Source organism: Parashewanella spongiae, from assembly GCF_004358345.1.
GTDB classification, from domain to species: domain Bacteria; phylum Pseudomonadota; class Gammaproteobacteria; order Enterobacterales; family Shewanellaceae; genus Parashewanella; species Parashewanella spongiae.
This window is the reverse complement of record NZ_CP037952.1, coordinates 679,041-699,188: the sequence shown is the minus strand read 5'-3', so window position 1 is coordinate 699,188 and position 20,148 is coordinate 679,041. Positions and strand designations below refer to the sequence as shown.

Below are 20,148 nucleotides of genomic sequence, written 5' to 3'. Positions count from 1 at the left end.
AACTTTTTCGTCTTGAAATTTAACTTTAAAGGTTTTAATTTTGTCAGTGCAGTCAACAATGGGAATACAAGTTTTTGTTACCTCTCTGCAAGATTGTAGGGGAGAGGAGGATGTAGCTTGTGAACTTGAAATTGATGGTCGAGTCAATTTACAAGCCTCTCAGCAACTCAAGTTTCGGAGTTCAAATTCAATAATGAAGTGAGCGTATTTTACTGATATATAAATAAAAGATGAGAGTTAATGTGTTATAATCTTGTTGCTTAGACAAAAACTAAAACACACCAACTCTCAGACAAATATTGACATGAAATCACTTTCTCTACCATCACTTACTTCTAATTTTTTACAGCGTTCAGGCATTCAAATTGATAATTCGTTCAGCACATCATGGAAACAGCTTGGTTTTGTTTCAATGTTGACATCTTGTGGCTTCAGTAAACGTTCGGGTATTGAAGCAACCGAAGTCGTTTACTTACTAATGCTTTGGGTTTGGTTGAAGGTTGATACCATATCTATGTTTGCTAAAGAGTCACTACTCAGCTTTTCTTCTGCTAAGAAAGATGTGCTTTATGATTTACTCAACCGAGAAGACTTGAATTGGAGAAAACTGCAACTTTACACCGCTAAAAAACTCATAAAACAGGAAGGCAAGAGTAAAGTCAGAGCTTTTGTTGTCGATGATTCAGTAAAGCAACGTCGTGGTAAGAAAATGCCCGGCGTATCCAGTCACTTCGACCATTTGACAGGGCGTTGTGTTATGGGACAGCAAGTACTGAGTTTTGGCTACGCTTCTGATAGTCAATTTGTCCCACTGGATAATGAACTCTTCATCAGTCAAACCAAAGCACAACCTCTAACCCGTAAATTTAAAGATGAGCGCTCAATAGTCGCTAAACGTTACAAGCAATCTGTGGCTCAAACTAAGCCTGCTATGGTTGCAGGTATGGTTAAACGTGCGCTGGGAGTAGGTATTGAAGCTGATTATTTTCTTGCAGACTCTTGGTTTGCCACCAAGCCTATTATCAGCATGACGCTTGAGCATGATTTGACGGCTATTCTCCGAATGAAAAAAACAAAATGAAGTACCGCTTAGCGGATAAATCAGAGTGCAGTGCCGCCGAACTATTCAAAACCCAAGTAAAAGGCCGATGGCAAAAACTAGCAGGGTTGCCTTATCAAACAAAGTCCATTGTCGTTGAGTTGAATCTAGCAGAAACGGCAAAGCTTGAGCCGAATTGGATTAAGGTTAAACTCGTCTTTTGTCGAGGTGTTAATCCTGATAAGAAAAAAGCAGGTAAACACGATTGGGCATTATTTTTAAGTACGGATGCTTCGCTAAGCGATGAAAAAATTCTTGAGATTTACGCTTTGCGTTGGGGAATTGAAGTGTACTTCAAGGAAGCCAAACAACATCTTGGCTTTTTGAGTGAGCAAAGTCGTCATTACAGTGCTTATATTGCTTCAATTCATCTAACAGGGTTGAGATTTTGCTTGCTTCTGCATGCGAAGCAAAATGATGAAAACAGCAAAGTCTGTGACTCAAGGAACCTACTTTGCGACAGTCTACAAAATTTAGATTTTGCTTGTAAATTATGGGGCTTATTTAAGGCTTTGATCAGCGATGCAGTTTCTAGTATTTCTTCGTTATCAACAACAGAAAGCGAAATCATACTGAATAAAATCAACGAAGAAGTGACCTCGTTTTTTAATCAAGTTATGCAAATGGATACTTTTACATTACGCCAAGAGGCTATTTCTACTGGAAAGTACCCATGATTTTAGCTAAAAATGAACTCCGAAACTTGAGTCAGTAATACTTTATAAAACTAAAGTATAATGCTCATCAATTAACCAAGAATGAATTAACAATGATGTTTTATTCATTGTTATGCACTGCGTGATTAATTAACTCATGTTACGCACCGCTTCAAGTTCAAGGTTAGTGGCATAATCATACTTTGAGCGATGAATTGCTAGAGCTGTAAAGCGATTACCAACTATCTAGCTTTGGGCAGGTAACAGCAACAGGGGTGTCAGGCTTATTAGATGATGCTTACAGTCATGATCAGGTCACAAGACTCCTTTCTACTAACGAGTTCACCAGTAAAACTCTTGGGTATTAGTTTTTCCTACTTCATGTAACTGTGCCTCTAAGGATATGAGATACTACGGTTTTCATGGGCATCTACTTGTTGATGAAAGAGGCACTCCAGTAGAGTTCACTTTAACCGCCGCAAATGTTGAAGAACGTGATTCTGCTTATGAAATTATCAATAATATCAAAGACCTTTTAATTGTTGATAAAGGGCTTATTAGACCAATACTCAATGAATACTATCTTCAAGCTGACATTGATTTTACAAACACCGTTACGAAAAAATATGAAAGATAGTCGTCCTAAATGGGCAGTAAAGCTATTAATGAATGTACGTAGAAGGGTTGAAACAACCATAGGACAGCTTGTTAAATATTTTGATATTGAGCATGTTAACTGCCGAGACTTGTGGCACTTGACCAGTCGAATGGGAAGAAAGATGCTGGGATTAACCATTGGTGCTTATCTCAATCTTGAGTTTGATAAAGATGCAATAATATTTGAGGGAATGTTGGCAGTCTAACCGCGCCACTGAACCTTTCAAACGTCCGTCATTCCCGCATGTTGTAAGCGGGAATCTGGTGCCTTTTTGATCTAAAAAAGAAAAAGATGCTGGATTCCTGCCTTCGCAGGAATGACGATATTAGCAATTTCAATGAGTTATAAAATTCACACATCAGGTAGTTACAGTAATTAAATGCTCAACTCAGAGCTATGTATGTGCTCAAAGTGCAATCGAAATTGATGAAGGCATAGTTGTTACCGACATACCAAACTGTCTTTATTACATTGCTACGTCAAGACAATTTTGAGAAATATTCTTTATAAAGTAGAGTAGGCTACTGGCTTCGCTATCGCTTATCCAGCAGCCCCTCTTCGATTCCGTGCATGAGGTTTTCCCTCACACGGCTCTGTTGTTACACTTCTCTCAGCTCCTTCACTTTGCTTATCATCTTGTCGTGGGTAAATACTCAAGACCAGCTTGGCGTAATTTTTCGTAAGCACCTCGTGATAGATACTTGCTTCGACGTTGACTTAAGCGACGATGCCATCGATAGAATCGGTTTACTACAAATCCATTTATTCTGAAAAATACACCTCTGGGATAACCTATCCCACCAAAATAGTGTTTCCATCCCCTCAGAACTTGATTAACCTTATTTATCAGTACGCCAAGTGTATTTGAGGTTCGGTGTTTCACTATGTCTCTGATTTTATTTTTCAGCTTTGTTTGGCTCTTCTTAGACGCCTGTATCTTAATGTAACTGGTGCCTATGATGAGGCCTGTGATCCGTTGAAAGTTAAAACCGAGGAAATCAAACTTATTCATCAGCTTTCCCATATCCACACAGTGGGTTTTACTTTGATTTAGCTTCAGACCTTCATCACTTAATTGCTGTGTTATCCAGTCCAGTTGCTCTTGTGTGTAGGTTTGCTTATGAAGTACAACAAAATCATCTGCATAGGTAACGATTTTACACGGTGTTTTTTCGTGTATTTTCAAACAGAAATCGTTGAGATAGATGTTAGCCAGTAGTGGAGAGATAACTCCGCCTTGCGGAGTGCCACATCGGCTTGCTTCTATTCGCCATTTTCTGTTGACCGTCTCTACGCTGATGGGCGCTTTGATAAAGCTTTTCAGCAAACTCAGAAAGCTGCTGTCGCTTATTCGCCTTTCTACTTTTGCCATCAACTTAGCGTGCGGGATGGTATCGAAATAGGCGCTCAAGTCAGCATCGAGTACGTGCTGGTAGCCTTGTTTTAGGCTCATTTCAATGACTTTTACCGCTTGCTGGGCGCTTCGACATGGACGGTAGCCATAACTGTGTTCATGTAAATGAGGTTCGTAGACGGGTTGCATCACTATTGTCATCGCCATTTGCACAATTCTGTCACTGATTATCGGGATCCCAAGTTTCCGCGTTTTGCCGTTGTCTTTGAGTATTTCTACTCGTTTGACTGGGCTAGGTCGATAGTTTTTCTGTTGTAATTGAGTTTGAATTTCTTTTAACAGCGCAACGACTTTCTTTTGCTGCTCTAGATAACTGAATGTGATGCCATCAATTCCTGCTCCGCCTTTATTGGCTTTGCATCGTCGATAGGCTTCTTCGAGTATATCTAGGCGACTGAGTTTATCGTACAAGCTGTAAAATCGAAGCTCCGAGTTAAGCTTTGAGCGTAAGTAAAGTTTTCGCTGTAATATTCTGATATTTACTGGAGTGTTAGCCATATGGCAATTTCACCTCAAAAGTTACGTTAAAAAACGGGTGTAACACTGAGCCCCTTCCCTGATGTGAAGTTATGTTGTCTTCACGGTTAACGGTACTATGGGCTCATCCGACTGCCTGAGCGCCCTATCTGAAATTTCGGTTTACCTTATATTCGGATAGTGCAAGTCACTACCTTCCAACACTCAGGCTCTCCCACGTTCACTTTATTTCCTTCAATACATGCCACTTCATATTACGCCGGAAGATCAAACAGATGCATTTACCAGTTGCTTCTCTGTTTGTGTCAGGGTTCGTCAACTAGGAAAGACTCCCCATCTTCATTTTTTGATTTACGACGCTTAACTGAATTCGCTTGATGCTGCGGCCTACATTGCATCTCAACCTTTATTCAAGGCCTTTGTCACAGGGCTTCATGTCATAGCGGTTACCCATTATGCATGCCCGTCAGATTTCGGGATGAACTGGTAATTATCCCGTCAGGTACGTTTCAACCTGATGGACTTATTATAAATAATAACGTTGCTGTCTCTGGTTTATGGCCATGTAATCGCTTGGCTGCGTATACGTTGAGACAAATCCCGCAACAGAATAAAGCGCTTCGTGGCGCTCCCTAGAAACATCAGTTGACTGCGTTCTCAAGCGTAGAAAAAATGGCTGATATTAAGACGTAGCTTGCAGCAAGTAGCTATTCTACTTGCAAAAGTTACAACGCAGATAGCAGCCATTTTAGCAAGCTTGTGAGCGTAGAGCATTTCACTCATTGGGTGAAAAACATGATAATAAAATCATCCAATTGCTCAAACAGTTACTCATATACTCAGCGTTCAACTGATGTTTTTAGGATAAACCAAAGTGAGCACATACAAGCTCCCAAAGGGCGAGGCTAAAGGGTACCATTACTGCGTTACAAGCACTTTAATTATCCCGACAAAAGCACAAAATGCGTTGAACGCCAGCGTTGTATGCCGGCCGTAGGGAATAAAGTACTTCGAGCTTGTGCCTTGCACTGAACCCCTTTAGCTCTTGCTGAGTGAGAGATTACTTACTGTAATTGGTATAATACCAACTCCTCACCTTCAATAAAAATCAAGCTATCAGGGTAAACGCATGAATATTTTCCGAACAAAAATCGTATACTTTATAATCCACCAGTACCAGGAAAACGGGAATGACGAAATTACCCCATGAGTAGTGCATATACCACTCACTCGTGTGGTTACCTTGATCAAGCTATTCACCTTTCATCAAAAATCCATAAAAAAGAAATATCAAAGTCACCTCAAGTTATCTACTATTAGAATAGTTTTTCATTTAACGATAAATGGAAGTAAATGCAGCGTATTAGTTGGTTCTACCTCATAGGGTTAATTGTACTTTTCAGTATTTCAGTAAATGCTAGCCAGATTTCAACACTAAACACTCGTCTTGGAATCAAACCGAGCCCAACAAATCAAACCAGTAATAATGAAAAACAACAACAGACGATTGAACTCAGTATTCAGCAGCTAAAGGAACAAGCTGACTCTTATCAACAGGCTCAAGTCGACTTCGAACGCCTACGCACTACATTGAATGCCGAATTAAATAAACCTAAAAGCCCGCTGACAATAAACAGCAAAACGAAGCTTTCTGAGCAAGCTTCTACCGCTAGCGTAAAGCTTTCTTCATTAAAAGATCTCGAAGCGGAACTCAGTCAACAAATCAGTGAATTATTAAGTCGTCATAACCAGCTTCCAGAGCATATTAGCCATGCTCGAAACGCTTTGGCTCAGCACAAAAAGGCGCCTCTCGCTCCAATTGGCACCCCTAACGGGCAGCGACAACAAAACCAACGGCAACTTTATCAACAAACATTAGACACCTTAGAAGCCGACTTTTCTAGTAACCCCAATCGATTAATCATCGCACAACTTCGCCTTAAACTGGTTCGTGCTCAATTGGCTCAACAAGAAAAGTTAATAGAAAAACTCAATAATAAAATTGGTGCGGCGCGACAGAAAAATACCACTGAAACAATCGCAAAAAACTTAAGTTCCAAAGGAAAAATTTTAGATCCTATTGCTGAAGAACTCAGTAACACTAACCGACTTTATGCGCAACGATTGCAGTCTCTCACTCTAGGCATTAATAGTTCGGTCAAACGACAAGAACAGGCTGAAAACCTCTATCAGGTTCAAACGCGCCAACTTGATAATATAAAAGAGCAAATCTCATGGGTAAAATTAAATTCGGCCTTTGGTGAACATTTCTTAAAAACCTTGGAGTCCTTGGCTCCGCCTCCCAATCTCAACCAATTACAAAGTACTATCTCAAGTGCTCGATTAGCCAAGTATCATTTAGAACAACAACAAATCATTAATCACCAACAACTGGAGCAAAATACAGAACTGAGCACTCAGCACTTAAAATTAATTCAGTCACAGTTGTCATTAATCAAACAGTTACAAAAAGAGTATGTGCAGTACCTTAATGAATTGGCGAAGTTAAAAGTTATCTACACGCAATTAACTGATCAATATTCTGAACTCAGTAATTTACTCAATGAGCAACTATTTTGGGTTCCCAATGCGCCAAGAATAGGTCAACAATGGTTTATTGATATCGGTACCAGCATAAAACTGCTCGCTAATGAAGCGCCATGGGGCGACTTTAAGTTTGTTTGGGTTGAACAGCAAAACTACTGGTCGTGGTGGATAATCGTACTAACATTATGCTTGATCATCCAAGATTTGAATCGCAACCGTTTTCGAACCCATCTTAGAGAAAACCTTGTAGGTGTTGGCAATGTTACCCAAGACAAATTCAGCAGCACCTTCAAAACATTGTTGATCACATTGAGCTACAGCTTACTTAAACCAATATCAATCGTACTTGCTGGTTACTTACTTTACCTCTCAGAGCATAATATTGTCCACGCAACTGGGGGAGCGGTGCTCGGTGTTGGATTATTCTATTTATTACAAAGACTCTGTTACGTCATGTCATTGCCAGAAGGTCTGCTGATTGGCCATTTTAAAAGTTCAGAACAAATGATTGTTGGTGTTTACGGCTTTATAAAGCGATTTTACTATTTAAATATCATTCTTGTGGCCTGCATCAGTTTTACACAATTATTGGATTTATCCATATTAAGAAACAGTATTGGCCGCGGTGCATTTATTCTAATCTGCTTACTGCTATTCTTTTTATTACGCAATATTGACCACTTAATGAAGTACCATAAGCTGCAAAGCGGCAACACCAACAAACGTCTGTTACAAAAACTGTTGTGGTCCGCGCTTAGAGTATCACCGATTATAGCCGCCGTTTTATCTTACATGGGCTATTACTTCACAGCATTCCAAATGCTTATGCAGCTCACACTATCAGTATTTATCGGACTCGGTTTTTTATTAATCTACCAACTCATAAAACGCTGGATGCTGATCGAAAGACGTCGAATTGCATTTGAACGAGCTAAAGCTCGACGTGCAGAATTATTATCACAACGAGAAAAGGGTGAAACCAACGTTGCTGACAGTGGTGATACTTATGAAGAGCCAGAAGTGGATTTAGAAACGATATCGAGCCAATCCTTAGGTTTAGTTCGTTCATTACTGTTGCTCGGTCTACTAGCCAGTGTCGTTGGATTATGGACTCAGACTCACTCAGCTCTTTTTTCGTTTTTTGATGGCATTACCTTATGGACAACTCATGCCAGTATCAACGGCATTGAACAACAACTGCCCATTTCGCTTAAGTCGGTATTATACGGATTAATTATGTTTGGCTTTTCGATGATGATTGCGGCCAATTTACCCGGCTTATTAGAGCTCACTATTTTACAGCGTTTAGAACTCAGTTCAGGAACTGGGTACGCCATCACGACCGTTAGCCGTTACTTAGTACTCTTTGTAGGAATGCTCATCGGGTTTAATATATTGGGTGTTGAGTGGTCAAAACTGCAATGGCTGATTGCTGCATTGTCTGTGGGTTTAGGCTTTGGTTTACAGGAAATTTTTGCGAATTTTATCTCAGGGTTAATTATTTTGTTTGAAAAGCCCGTTCGTATCGGCGATACCGTCACCATACGTGAACTTACAGGCACTGTGAGTAAAATTAAAATAAGGGCAACGACAATTATTGATTGGGACAGAAAAGAAATCATTGTTCCCAACAAAGCCTTTATTACCGAGCAGTTAATAAATTGGTCGTTATCCGACCCAATAACTCGTGTCACGATTACTGTTTCAACGGCTAGGGACTCAGATCCGGCAAAAGTTGAAGCGGCTTTATATCAGGCGGTACGAGAATGTCCACACACGTTACAAAATCCTTCACCTGAAGTTTGGTTCTCAGGCTTCGGGCAACATACTCAAGATTATCAAATTAGGGCTTATGCTACTGACATGTCTAGCCGTTGGCCGCTACGGCATGAGTTACATAAATTGATCACTCAAAAGCTAAGAGATAATGATTTAGTCATTGCCTACCCTCAACTTGAGATCCATATTAATAACGGACAATCCACTGAGCCAACAAGTGTCATTAGAGGTGTGTAATGTCTTATAAAAATAAAACCAGTGAGTAAATTCATGAAAATATATGCGCATCGTGGTGCCAGTAGGTATTACCCTGAAAATACTCTACAAGCTTTCGAAAAAGCATTGGAGTTAGGCGCTACTGCTATTGAACTTGATGTGCACAACGTAGAAGGTACCTTGGTTGTATTCCATGACCGACGGTTAGATGAAATCAGTTCAGGATCGGGTTATATTGATCAGATAACATTATCTGAACTCAGCCAAATTACCGTTCAAGGGCAGCCTATTCCGACCCTATGGCAAGTGTTAGAGTACGTTGGCGGACGGTGCGAAGTAAACATCGAATTAAAAGGGTTTAACACTGTTAAACCACTCATCAAGCTATATCCAGAAGCCATTACTCAGTTTGGATTTCGAATTGATCAGCTATTAATTTCATCATTTAAACATCCTGAATTGGCTGAGTTTAAAAAATCACATCCACAAGCTCATATTGCCCCTCTCATTGAAGGAGTTCCACTGGATTTAGCGGCGACAGCTTCGAAGTTAAATGCAGTTGCTGTTAATTTATCTTTGAATTTTATCAACCAAGAAATGATTGATGATGTTCACCTCAAAGGTATGAAAGTGAATGTGTTTACAGTGAACAACAAACACGATTTTGAAGAAATGAAGGCACTCGGAGTTGATGGAATATTTAGTGATCACCTTGAATTTTAAAACGGTATATTAGCGGATATCTTTAGCTCGATGATGGCTCATTGAATAAAACACTTATGTCACTCAACTTTGGATTTTTAATATTTCTCATTAGTTCCCTAAATGGCAATTTACTCATATTATTATTAAATTCAATAAGTTCAATAAGTCTCAACCCTGTATAAGCCGCGTACCTTGCACAGTTGCTGCTATCCGCAACATCTTGAAACTTTGTTGAATAGGCTTTCAAATTTCTAAAGTCACACAATCCTTCTTCATGAGAGTCAACCACCCACATTTTATTATGGTAGATTACCCCTAAAACGCAATGTGGAGAATTTGGAACCCACGACCTAAATACTCCAATAGGAGTAACGTAAATTTTAGGTTTTTCTGTTTCAGGTAACTGATTCAAACGCTTCCTTTCTTGCGCTAAAAACAAGTGTAAATCACAATCTTTCATGTACTCTTGCTCACCATCCTTGTATGTTTTACGTCCAACATATGTACTCTTCAGTTCTAATTTATTAATACTTTCTTCTATGTACTCATATGCATCCCATGCACAAGCACGTTCGTTTTCAACGTATCCCTCTGGAGCAATCATCTTTTTCAAAAAACTAACGGCTCTTCTTTTCCAAGGCAATTTAGGAACAAGTTTGTTAAAATCAGGAGCAGATTCACTTGATCTTTTAGGTTCAAGGGAGGAATCAGTTACAGGCATAACCTTTACAAATTCGTCAGAATTTTTAGGATCTCTGAAAGGGGTAGCGACATAAACAAACTCTCCTTTTTTGCCCTGTGTGGTAGACTGAACACTTTGAGGCAATGTGGAGATATTAGACCAAGCCTCATCTTCATCCTTCGTTGCGGCCAATGAGCTAATGTTCATCTGCAACTTTCCATCACTACTCTTCATTGGTGGTAATTTATCGTTCACACTCCCCTTTGTCGCAGCTGTAAACTGTTTATGTTGGGATTTAGTTGCGTTCCATTTTTTCCCAATCTCTGTAGCTATTTCGGTCAGATGCTCATTTTGAGAAGGCTCAGGTTTAAAAAAAACTAACAATTGTTTGTTAACCTCAACAACATTATATTTCAGCTCAACTTCACTTTTTTCAGAGCTTAAAACTTTAACACACAGTGTGGGTAGGCTTTCTTTTGTACTAACCTCAACTGAAGAAATCTTTATTAGGTCTGCAGCTAAAGAAACCAACTCTCCCCATTTTTCTTGAGATAATGTTCGTTGTTCAATCATCGAAAAACCTTAGGCAATAAATCCTAGCTACTCTGCTCTAACGCAGATCACATATATAAAAGTTTTATATAAAAACCAGCGCTCTTCAAGTTAAGTAATATTTATTAATGTAAAATTAATCAAAACACAACATAAACAACTAAAAATTAACACGTTAAAATCAACAAGATAAACTTATTCCATTAATCAGGACAACCGCACGAGTGAGTGATATATAAACAACTCCATGTGGTAATTTCGTCATTCCCACGAAAGTGGGCAATGAAATAACGACAGTTTTGTATGTCGGTCATCTAGCGCCTTATATTGGAATACCCAAAGTCACTGGATTCCAGTTTTCACGGAAATAACGGGCTATAAAGCCTTAGGTTATTGTTCGAAAAACATTCATGCGTTTACCCTGTTCCATTAACCCTTCAAATTTAAATAGACCTTTAAACCGAGTTATACCAATTACAGTAATTTACTTCCCACTCAGCAAGAGCTAAAGGATTTCAGTACAAGGCGCAAGTTTGAAGTACTATATTCTCTACGGTCGCCATACAAAGCTGGCGTTCAACGCACTTCTTGCTTTTGTCGGGATAATTCAAAAACTTGTAACCTAGTAATGGAATCCTTTAGCCTTGCCCTTAGGGAGCTTTTATGTGTCCAAATTACTACGCAAAACTGTCTCAACGTAGCAATGTAGTAACGACAGTTTTGTATGTCGGTAATAACTATGTCTTCATCAATTTCACTTGTACTTTGAACACATACATAGCTCTGAGCTGGGAATTTAATTACTGTAATTGGTATTATTGAACATCAAAATCGTTTTTCATTAATGCGGACATGGCTTTAGTAAATTTCGTATCAACATTTGGAAAAACCAATTGCGCTAATTCATTACCAATACTGGTAAATCGGTAATAGCCAAAAATTAAATTTCCACGTTTAGGCTTTAAGGTTAATTGAGTATGGGGATAAGTTAATGTAACAGACTGATTTTTAGTAAGACGTCCTGTTTCAAACTCATCATGATGAATAATACCCGCATTAATCAAGCTAAGAATGCTCGAGTAAGGCAAACCAAACAGCGATAAATCAATACTAGTAACCGAACTACTTCGAAAATACAGTTGCAGCCCACCTGTGAGTTTTGAACAGTAAATCAGCTTTAATCGCGTTTCTCCATTTATTGTACAACCAAGCCCTAATGCTTTTTCGAGTATCAACGCTTCACGCTGGGTAAGCTGTTTAAGCCTTTCTAAAGTGCGGATGCTGAAATTGCCTGGTTTAATAATCTCTTTCGCTAAAATTCGAGACCAAAGGTTTTGCATCTTAGGATTATGAATTTGTTCGGCCATTTTAAAAAAATTGTGTAACCAATCAGGATCTAAATCAATACCCGTCACATCAGAGGGAGTATGTTCAATCGCTTGATTATAAATAGACTCAAGATTAGCTTGATAACTGACGAGTGTTTTTCGTTCACGATATTCACCACGAGCCGCAATAGATGCTTCAGAAGGTTTGTAATCGCCATCAACAGCGAGGCCAAGTTGCACACCAAGTTGCAACACTTTTCGTCGAGCAGAAACACCTGACTCTGTTCTTTTATTTTGGTCAATTGTAATTGCCTGTTTCATTTAACATCCAAACCCTGCTTTTTTTAAGTATTATAGCCGCTATGTTAATCTTAAGTTACAACTATAATTAGGGATAAAATAATTACAATATGAAACGGATCAACTCACTCGATGTGCTACGCGGAATAGCCTTATTGGGGCTACCATTAATGAACCTAGTCGCTTTTTCAATGCCGATGTCAGCGTATTTAAATCCTACTAGTTTTCACGGCGATTCATTCAGCAATCAATTTTGGTTTTCCTTACTCAATTTGTTCGCTGATCAAAAGTTTATGGGGATGTTTTCAGTATTATTTGGCGCTGGACTGGCGTTACTCTATCATAAATTTAAATCTGAACATGTCGCTGGAAAGCCGCGTGGTTCCTCGACAATTTACATCCGCTTAGCACTACTTTTTATCATAGGTTATCTTCATATCAGTTATATCTGGAGCGGTGACGTTTTGACGCTCTATGCGATTTTGGGAATGTTAGTTTTCCCGTTACTTGGAGCATCTAATAAAGGTTTAGTATCCCTGTTTGTTTTCATGTATAGCCTCGTTGGATTGATATCATTATTTGGGATGAATATAGACATTAACGCACTTTCAGCGCTTGAAATTGAGCAAATAAAGCTATTTTTCACTCCTTCAACAGAGCAAATCCAACAATTAACTCATGTCTACCAAGGTTCAATAGCAGATATTCACACTTTTGAAAATAACATGACTCTTAACGGGCAAGAAGCAAGCTTAGCTGTACTCAAGCCTTTGATCATGATGAGTTTCGTCGCTATTCTTCGCGCAGGGGCAATGATGATACTCGGTTTTTACCTTTTTAATCTTGGATTTTTGCAGGGCAAACTCGAGTCAACGACCTATAAAAAAGTTGCCATATTCGGCATGATCATTGGCTATATTATTACGGGAGCTGGACTCATTTATAACTATTCTCATGAGTGGGCCATTGAAGCTTACTTCAGCTTAGGAAATGCTTTTTTGACGCTAGGTTCACCATTTTTGGTTGTCGGTTATATCGCTGCAATTCACTTGATTTTAACCAAATCAAACCTTGCTAAGTTTAGCCATTTAATCGCTAATACTGGCCGAATTGCACTCAGTTTGTACTTATTCCAATCTGTTGTGGGCGCAGCGCTCTTTTATGGCGTCGGGTTAAGTTGGTACGCTTCCCTAGACAGAACTGACTTGGTGCTTATTTGGGCTGTATTGACGGTTACACAAATCGTATTGGCTTATTTTTGGTTATCTATTTTCCGTATTGGTCCTATAGAGTGGATTTGGCGGAGCTGTACTTATCGTAAAATCATGCCGTTGCTTTCCAAGTAAATTCTATTCAAAGTAAACGTTTAAAGCAACCTGAGCTTTGCACCTGCAGAACTCAGGTTAACTAGGAGTGCTATTGAAATTAGATTATCGTAATGCTCAAAAAAACGACCTCGAAACGTTAATTACTTTACTGTCTGATGATGATTTAGGCCGTAAGCGTGAAGACACTTCGAAACCAATAAATACTTCGTATTTAACTGCGTTTGAGCATATTGAGCAAGACCCTAATAACGAACTTGTTGTGATTGAATTTCAGCAGCAAGCCGTCAGTATGCTGCAACTTACGTTTATTCCGTATTTAACTCATACAGGCTCATGGCGCTGTATAATTGAAGGTGTTCGTATCCACTCTGATTTTCGCGGTAAAGGCATTGGTGAGCAAATGTTTCTTTGGGCAATAAATCGAGCCAAGCAGCGACAATGCCATTTAGTGCAATTGACTTCTGATAAACAGCGTCCCGACGCTATTCGATTTTATGAAAAACTGAGCTTCATTGCTTCACACGAAGGGTTTAAATTAGTTTTAAAATAAATTGGTAAAAAAGCCATTGCTTAATGCAATGGCTTTTTTATTTATGCGGCTAAATTATTTTGGCAGTTGATTATAAACCTTCTTCAACGCCAGTTTAATTTTACGTGTATTGTCTGGCCCCATGCGGATCATCAGTTTTTGAGCATTAGGTAGAGCTTCGAGCTTGTCATCTTTGAATTTGTAATTAACGCTCACTGAGGTTAATTCAATTGGTTGCTCTATCACTGGAGCATTCATGACTTCTCTGATCGCTTTACGAACTCTTTGGTTAAAACTCACATCTTCATAACCCAGTTCAGCAAATGCATCCTCTAATAACGGCATCAGTTTAGTGTAAGTATCAATAATCGCCGTTGCGCTCATTTGCTCAAGCAAACCTGCATAAATGTCATATCGATGATAACTGTCAGGATTTAAATACGTTTTTTCACTGACTTCTAACACATCAAATTGTTGCTCAGGGGCAACCAAAGGGCTGGCTTTACGCGCTACATCGCCACGAGCGATATGATCAACAAATACAACAAATTGGCGAGCAACATTATCCTTTTTCAAAATATTATCGATGCTAATTCTTTTAAAAGCGTCTTTAGTTTTTTTGACAAGAAAACCATCACTTTGCTCAAGACTTGGTAAAGGCTCAGATTTGGGTTCAACCACGGCTGCTTTGGATTGCTCAATCACTTCTGGCTCAGAAATTGGCTCAATAATAGGCTCAGGTTGTGGCTCTGGAATATTTTCAGTTGGTAAGGGTTGTTCAGGTAGTACCTCTGGCACAACAACGGGTTCTACAACAGGCTCAAGGATAGGTTCACTGGTTTGATTGAGGTAATAATAACCACCTGTTGCAACCACAGCTAGCATAATCACAACAATAATAAGCATCACATTATTGCCGCTTTCTGTTGCTCTTAAGGTACTTTTATCTTGTTGATCGGCTTGCATATTACGTCCTTCGCTATCATCAAACTAAACATAAAACTAAATGAATAAGGCTTAAGCCTTACATTCAATGCTCAATCTCATTGAGATTTTATATTATCCTAAAAACATTGGTAATTGCAGTCACTAAAATTGTTTTTAATTGTAATCATATTTACGCTTGTACATATTTATCTTTATCGCCTAACCAGCGCTGGATAATCGAATCCACATTTTCTGGTACTTGTTCCAAAATATGCTGAGCTAACATTTGCACTTGTGGTATTAACGCTTGATCGCGGCTCAAATCAGCAACTTTCATATCCGCAAGACCCGTTTGTTTTGTACCTAACACTTCTCCGGGACCTCGTATCTCTAAATCTTTTTGCGCAATAACAAAACCATCATTACTTTGGCGCAGTACACCAAGCCGCTGCTTAGCGGTATAAGATAAGGGTGATTTATATAGCATTACACAATGACTGACAGTAGCACCACGCCCTACTCGCCCTCTAAGCTGGTGAAGTTGTGCTAGTCCCAAACGCTCAGGATTATCTATTATCATCAAACTGGCATTAGGGACATTTACCCCAACTTCAATCACTGTGGTCGCCACCAGCAGATCAATTTTACCTTGACTAAACTGCTCCATGATCTGTTGTTTTTCAGCACTTTTTAGGCGACCATGAACTAATCCTATCGTTAGTGCAGGTAAAAGCGACTTTAGTTCCTCTGCGGTATCTTCGGCCGCCTGACATTCGAGCACTTCAGATTCATCAATTAAGGTACAAACCCAATAAGCTTGGCGTTTTCCTTCTGTTGCTGCGATACGCACTCGTTCAATAACATCACCACGGCGTTGATCGGATACGGCAACCGTTGTTACAGGAGTTCGACCCGGTGGTAACTCATCGATTATCGAAGTATCTAAATCGGCATAAGCGGTCATCGATAAAGTACGTGGAATAGGCGTCGCCGTCATGATCAACTGATGTGGATAATAACCTTGACTGATGCCTTTTTCTCTAAGCCCTAGTCGCTGATGAACACCAAACCTATGCTGCTCATCAATGATAGTAAGCGCCAACTTTTTATATTTAACCTGCTCTTGAAATACAGCATGAGTTCCCACGATAATGTGAGCTGCACCTGAAACAATGTCTTCTAATGATTGTTGCCGTGCTTTACCTTTTAATTTACCTGCTAACCAGCCGACTTTTAAGCCTAAAGGCTCAAACCATTCTGTAAAATTAATCGCATGTTGCTCAGCAAGTAACTCCGTGGGTGCCATAAGCGCCACTTGATAACCGTTTTCAATCACTTGCAATGCAGCTAATGCCGCAACAAGGGTTTTACCTGAACCAACATCACCTTGTACTAAACGCATCATAGGCGCATTTTTAGTTAAGTCTGCTGCAATTTCAGCTGTTACACGTGTTTGTGCCCCTGTAGGCTCAAAAGGCAATTGTTTTAAAAATGAAGCGATTAATTGTCCTGTCGATGCCATGCTGATAGCAGGATCTTGATTACTTCGTTGACGAAGTTTGAGCATGCTCAAGTTATGCGCCAACAATTCTTCTTGCGCTAAACGTTGTTGAGCTGGGTGTGTCCCTGTTTCTAATAACGTTAATGGCACTTGATTATCGGGACGATGTAACGTGCGTATAGCATCAGCTAATGAGACTTGATTCGGCCTCAATGACTCAGGCAGTAATTCAGTTAGCCCACCGCTTTGCAGTAGTTCCAAAGCCTGCTCAGTCAACCTCATCCAACTTGGCTGTTTTAAGCCTTCAGTCGATGGGTAGATGGGTGTCAGGGTGTTTTCAAGCACCACAGTTTGTTCGTCATCAAGTATTTTATAATCTGGATGCACGATTTCAGCTTGATATTTCCCAAGTCGGATTTCGCCAAACGCACGAATACGTTTACCCGTTTGCATAGAATTATGCTGAGCGGCTGAAAAATTAAAGAACCTGAGAGTAATTGAGCCACTGTCGTCGCGTACATTACACGTCAGCATGCGCTTACGTCCATGAAGAATTTGGCTTGAGGTTATTTCGCCGACTATGGTGCAATGTTCGCCCGCGGAAATGCTATCTATCGGGAATATTTGGGTACGATCTTCATACCGCATTGGTAAATGAAACAACAAATCTTGAACTGTGCGAATGCTCAGTTTTTCGAGTTTTTCGGCAACTTTTTTCGCCACACCTTTCAATTCGGTGATGGGGATAAGATCCAATCGCTGCAAACTATTCGCACCCAAGTACTGTGAATTTATACATATATTAACAGAGAATTTTTTGAACACAATGCTTTAAAGAAAACACGGTTTTGAATTCAAATATCGGAGTGGTACTCGAATATGACGCTTACCCGTGTTAGCTAGCATATTCCGATTCATAGTATTTCATTTAATTAAAGAATATTAATTTGTAGGCACCAAGCTTCATCCTATACCCGTATTATACCAATTACAGTAATTAATCTCTCACTTAACAAGAGCTAAAGGGTTACAGTGCAAGCTCGAAGTACTATATTCCCTACGGCCGCCATACAACGCTGGCGCTCAACGCACTTTGTGCTTTTGTCGGGGTAATTTAAGTGCTTGTAACGCAGTAATGGAACCCTTTAGCCTTGCCCTTTGGGAGCTTGTATGTGCTCACTTTGGTTTATAAAGAATACTTCTCAAAATTGTCTTGACGTAGCAATGTAATAACGACAGTTTTGTATGTCGGTAGTCTAACGTTCGTTCTTGTTTAGTGAAAGTCGCTGGATACCAGCCTACGCAGGTATGACAAGACACAAACCTTTTATGTTAGGGTCTGTTGATCTTTCAGGATTAAATTTTGTGCTATTTGAGTATTTATCTGTTCAAGGCGTGAGCAGTGATGCTTAGCCATCTAAGTGAGCTGGTCACAACACAGAACAGTGAATGCTCAAAAGCATCGAAAAAAGAGAGAGCGTAAATTGGTCGCTCTTTCTAAATAAAAGGTGCTGCGTTACCGTTTTCTTATTTGGAAACGAAGTAACGACAGTTTTGTATGTCGATAATAACCAAACCTCACAAACTCTGCCTTGCATAAAATAACCAATTTATCGCTGCAAAAACAATCACGAAAGATCAACAGACCCTAGTTCGCCCCAAGGGACGAGGAATTAAACCCAGAGTGATTAAACTCGCACTAAAAATTAACTATTATTCATTGGGGAAATAGTTAATCAAGCTTTAACATTTGTTTTCGTTCTTTTTTTAGGAATTTCAATGAGCTTTCTGGCAAATATTGACTTTTCAAGCACAAAGCTAACGACAGAATCACCGGTTGTAAACGAGCTAAGACTTGAATTTTTTTCTTCAACGATAAAACGTGCAGATCATGAATATACCGTTCAGGATAAGAACGCTGGTTTCGAAAACAAACTTGGTATTGTCAGTCAATTTCATCAAACTTGTTTTAAAGGAGACCGACGCTTTCCATATAGAGGATCAGAAGCAACATTTAGCACATTGTTTCCTCACTTTAAAAATGAAAGTGATTATTCGGATGATAATACATATTATGTTGTCGACCTTACGAAAGTTCCATTTGATGAAATTATTGTCCCTTCAAGAGAAAAAGCACACTTGTATTGTACGAGCTTATTACCTCAAGTACGCCAATCTATATGTGATGCAACAAATGCATCGATGAAGTTAAGATTTCCACAACTGAGTGATGAACTTCAAAAATTGACCTGTCGCGCAACAGACATTCGCACATATTTTCCAGCCATTATGCTATTAGGGCAACAACTTTGCTTGACTCTTGAGCCTAACATTCTAAAAACTCTGATAAACAAGCATCAAACTTGTGAGTTGGTGCGATTTCATGATCATCGTTATTGTGAACATCCTGAGGAACAACTGCTTAATAATAAATCAAAGTTGATCAATGCCTATATACTGGAGCAACAGAGCTTTGTAATGCCATCTTTGGAAGAATGGATGAAAGGAGACACTATAAAATGTCATCACTCCATATTGAAAACACTAACTATCTTGCTCAGAGAGTCTGGAATAAAAGATGCAAACCCCAGGGTTTTTCTAAATGGACTTCCATCTATTGTAGCGAACGAAATCGCAAAAACTTGGCTGTTCATTGAAGACCCGCAAACGTCTCCATTTTTACATGGAAAATTTAGCCATCTTATCCAAGTATTAGGGTTAAGTTTATCCGATAAGCTGGATAAATTAAAATTAGAGCAAATTGTTACAAATGACTTATGGAATCACTTATTTGACAACGAGGTAGCATCAGATGACACCTCGCAAGTTGAAATTAATTCATCAGTGAATGGACAAAAAAGCATAACTATTTTTCATGGTGTTGCTGACTGTCTAACTGGCCTGTGTCCAGATACCATTCAGCGTATGATTCTAGAAAAAGACTTTTCTCGGGCGGCCTATAACATTCTATGTTCAAATGACCCAAAAAGAAAAACTGAATTTTTAAGTATTTGTGGTATTGCTTCAAACTCTACCGAACAGCTTGATGTTTTCCTCAAAGACATGTGTGTCTATGCAACCGTCATGGAAGCCTGCATGATTAATTCTGCTTATAAAGGGCGACATAAAGCTGGCCACCAGCACTTACCGCTTGAAAAAATAAGTTTAACGAATTTTAATCTTGGAACAAAAGGAATGGATGCCGCGGTGTGCGCACGAGCAAAACAATATTTACAGAAAGGGCACATTGTGAAAGTTGTTGTCACACAATACTTATGGAGGCGTGAAGATCTAATCTTAAAAAGGGTCATTAAGGATGAAAAAGATATTGATTTGTGCCTAGAAAAGTCTCGTTCTGGGTGGAAGCAATATATTGGATTTATTATTGAGCCAAAACTTAAATTTTAATCAATACCCCAACTTCCCCTCTTTTCAATACATGTAGAATTT

General features: G+C 39.3%; 14 protein-coding genes and 1 pseudogene. 10 read left to right on the top strand and 5 right to left on the bottom strand.

Translation table 11 applies throughout. The features are described from left to right. Positions 1-304 precede the first annotated feature (304 nt). The 5 genes and pseudogenes from E2I05_RS22415 (at position 305) to E2I05_RS02450 (ending at position 2,618) form a co-directional block, all read left to right on the top strand. The gene (locus E2I05_RS22415; protein WP_244935411.1) at positions 305-1,081 is read left to right on the top strand and encodes a transposase; all 777 of its coding nucleotides are present in this window, start codon (positions 305-307) and stop codon (positions 1,079-1,081) included. Continuing rightward, the gene (locus tag E2I05_RS22410; protein WP_244935410.1) at positions 1,078-1,776 is read left to right on the top strand and encodes a transposase; all 699 of its coding nucleotides are present in this window, start codon (positions 1,078-1,080) and stop codon (positions 1,774-1,776) included. Before E2I05_RS22415 ends, E2I05_RS22410 begins: the two co-directional genes overlap by 4 nt. Before the next feature lie 182 nt (positions 1,777-1,958). Beyond that, positions 1,959-2,114 (top strand): annotated as a pseudogene (locus tag E2I05_RS22895) (IS701 family transposase); the annotation flags it as partial. Between the two features lie 44 nt (positions 2,115-2,158). Beyond that, entirely contained in the window at positions 2,159-2,392 is a 234-nt protein-coding gene (locus E2I05_RS02455) for a transposase (RefSeq protein ID WP_121855316.1), read from the top strand. Next, positions 2,382-2,618, top strand: a complete 237-nt coding sequence (locus tag E2I05_RS02450) for a hypothetical protein (protein WP_121855317.1) — start codon at positions 2,382-2,384, stop codon at positions 2,616-2,618. Before E2I05_RS02455 ends, E2I05_RS02450 begins: the two co-directional genes overlap by 11 nt. Positions 2,619-3,044: 426 nt before the next feature. Here the strand turns inward: E2I05_RS02450 and ltrA are convergent, their stop codons facing one another. Further along, positions 3,045-4,325 carry a group II intron reverse transcriptase/maturase gene (gene ltrA, locus E2I05_RS02445; protein WP_133309446.1) on the bottom strand — a complete coding sequence of 427 codons (1,281 nt, stop codon included), beginning with the start codon at positions 4,323-4,325 and terminating at the stop codon, positions 3,045-3,047. A 1,332-nt stretch (positions 4,326-5,657) separates the two neighbouring features. Here ltrA and E2I05_RS02440 point away from each other — a divergent pair. After that, entirely contained in the window at positions 5,658-8,867 is a 3,210-nt protein-coding gene (locus E2I05_RS02440; protein WP_121854030.1) for a mechanosensitive ion channel domain-containing protein, read from the top strand. A gap of 33 nt (positions 8,868-8,900) precedes the next feature. After that, positions 8,901-9,569, top strand: a complete 669-nt coding sequence (locus E2I05_RS02435) for a glycerophosphodiester phosphodiesterase (protein WP_121854031.1) — start codon at positions 8,901-8,903, stop codon at positions 9,567-9,569. Positions 9,570-9,591: 22 nt separating this feature from the next. Here E2I05_RS02435 and E2I05_RS02430 read toward each other — a convergent pair whose 3' ends face one another. Beyond that, a complete protein-coding gene (locus E2I05_RS02430; RefSeq protein ID WP_121854032.1) occupies positions 9,592-10,806 on the bottom strand; it encodes a hypothetical protein in 1,215 nt (404 codons plus the stop codon). Positions 10,807-11,600: 794 nt separating this feature from the next. Continuing rightward, positions 11,601-12,434 (bottom strand): TIGR03899 family protein, encoded by an 834-nt coding sequence (locus E2I05_RS02425; RefSeq protein WP_121854033.1) that lies wholly within the window; start codon positions 12,432-12,434, stop codon positions 11,601-11,603. 278 nt (positions 12,435-12,712) lie between these two features. Here E2I05_RS02425 and E2I05_RS02420 point away from each other — a divergent pair, with 278 nt between their 5' ends. Continuing rightward, complete coding sequence (locus tag E2I05_RS02420) at positions 12,713-13,759, top strand: DUF418 domain-containing protein (RefSeq protein WP_218939894.1); 1,047 nt, start codon at positions 12,713-12,715, stop codon at positions 13,757-13,759. Between the two features lie 73 nt (positions 13,760-13,832). Continuing rightward, entirely contained in the window at positions 13,833-14,291 is a 459-nt protein-coding gene (locus E2I05_RS02415; RefSeq protein ID WP_121854035.1) for a GNAT family N-acetyltransferase, read from the top strand. Between the two features lie 54 nt (positions 14,292-14,345). Here E2I05_RS02415 and E2I05_RS02410 read toward each other — a convergent pair whose 3' ends face one another. Further along, positions 14,346-15,236, bottom strand: coding sequence for a DUF3014 domain-containing protein (locus E2I05_RS02410; RefSeq protein ID WP_121854036.1), 891 nt, complete (start codon positions 15,234-15,236; stop codon positions 14,346-14,348). 151 nt (positions 15,237-15,387) lie between these two features. Continuing rightward, a complete protein-coding gene (gene recG / locus E2I05_RS02405; protein WP_121854042.1) occupies positions 15,388-17,463 on the bottom strand; it encodes an ATP-dependent DNA helicase RecG in 2,076 nt (691 codons plus the stop codon). Between the two features lie 1,014 nt (positions 17,464-18,477). Between recG and E2I05_RS02400 the strand changes: the two genes are divergently transcribed. Then, positions 18,478-20,106 carry a hypothetical protein gene (locus E2I05_RS02400; RefSeq protein WP_121854037.1) on the top strand — a complete coding sequence of 543 codons (1,629 nt, stop codon included), beginning with the start codon at positions 18,478-18,480 and terminating at the stop codon, positions 20,104-20,106. Positions 20,107-20,148: the final 42 nt, after the last annotated feature.

What these genes read in the sequence shown, in the direction of transcription:
- E2I05_RS22415 (WP_244935411.1), top strand. Translation starts at nt 305, where the DNA reads ATGAAATCACTTTCTCTACCATCACTTACTTCTAATTTTTTACAGCGT.
- E2I05_RS22410 (WP_244935410.1), top strand. Translation starts at nt 1,078, where the DNA reads ATGAAGTACCGCTTAGCGGATAAATCAGAGTGCAGTGCCGCCGAACTA.
- E2I05_RS02455 (WP_121855316.1), top strand. Translation starts at nt 2,159, where the DNA reads ATGAGATACTACGGTTTTCATGGGCATCTACTTGTTGATGAAAGAGGC.
- E2I05_RS02450 (WP_121855317.1), top strand. Translation starts at nt 2,382, where the DNA reads ATGAAAGATAGTCGTCCTAAATGGGCAGTAAAGCTATTAATGAATGTA.
- ltrA (WP_133309446.1), bottom strand. Translation starts at nt 4,325, where the DNA reads ATGGCTAACACTCCAGTAAATATCAGAATATTACAGCGAAAACTTTAC.
- E2I05_RS02440 (WP_121854030.1), top strand. Translation starts at nt 5,658, where the DNA reads ATGCAGCGTATTAGTTGGTTCTACCTCATAGGGTTAATTGTACTTTTC.
- E2I05_RS02435 (WP_121854031.1), top strand. Translation starts at nt 8,901, where the DNA reads ATGAAAATATATGCGCATCGTGGTGCCAGTAGGTATTACCCTGAAAAT.
- E2I05_RS02430 (WP_121854032.1), bottom strand. Translation starts at nt 10,806, where the DNA reads ATGATTGAACAACGAACATTATCTCAAGAAAAATGGGGAGAGTTGGTT.
- E2I05_RS02425 (WP_121854033.1), bottom strand. Translation starts at nt 12,434, where the DNA reads ATGAAACAGGCAATTACAATTGACCAAAATAAAAGAACAGAGTCAGGT.
- E2I05_RS02420 (WP_218939894.1), top strand. Translation starts at nt 12,713, where the DNA reads ATGTTTTCAGTATTATTTGGCGCTGGACTGGCGTTACTCTATCATAAA.
- E2I05_RS02410 (WP_121854036.1), bottom strand. Translation starts at nt 15,236, where the DNA reads ATGCAAGCCGATCAACAAGATAAAAGTACCTTAAGAGCAACAGAAAGC.
- E2I05_RS02400 (WP_121854037.1), top strand. Translation starts at nt 18,478, where the DNA reads ATGAGCTTTCTGGCAAATATTGACTTTTCAAGCACAAAGCTAACGACA.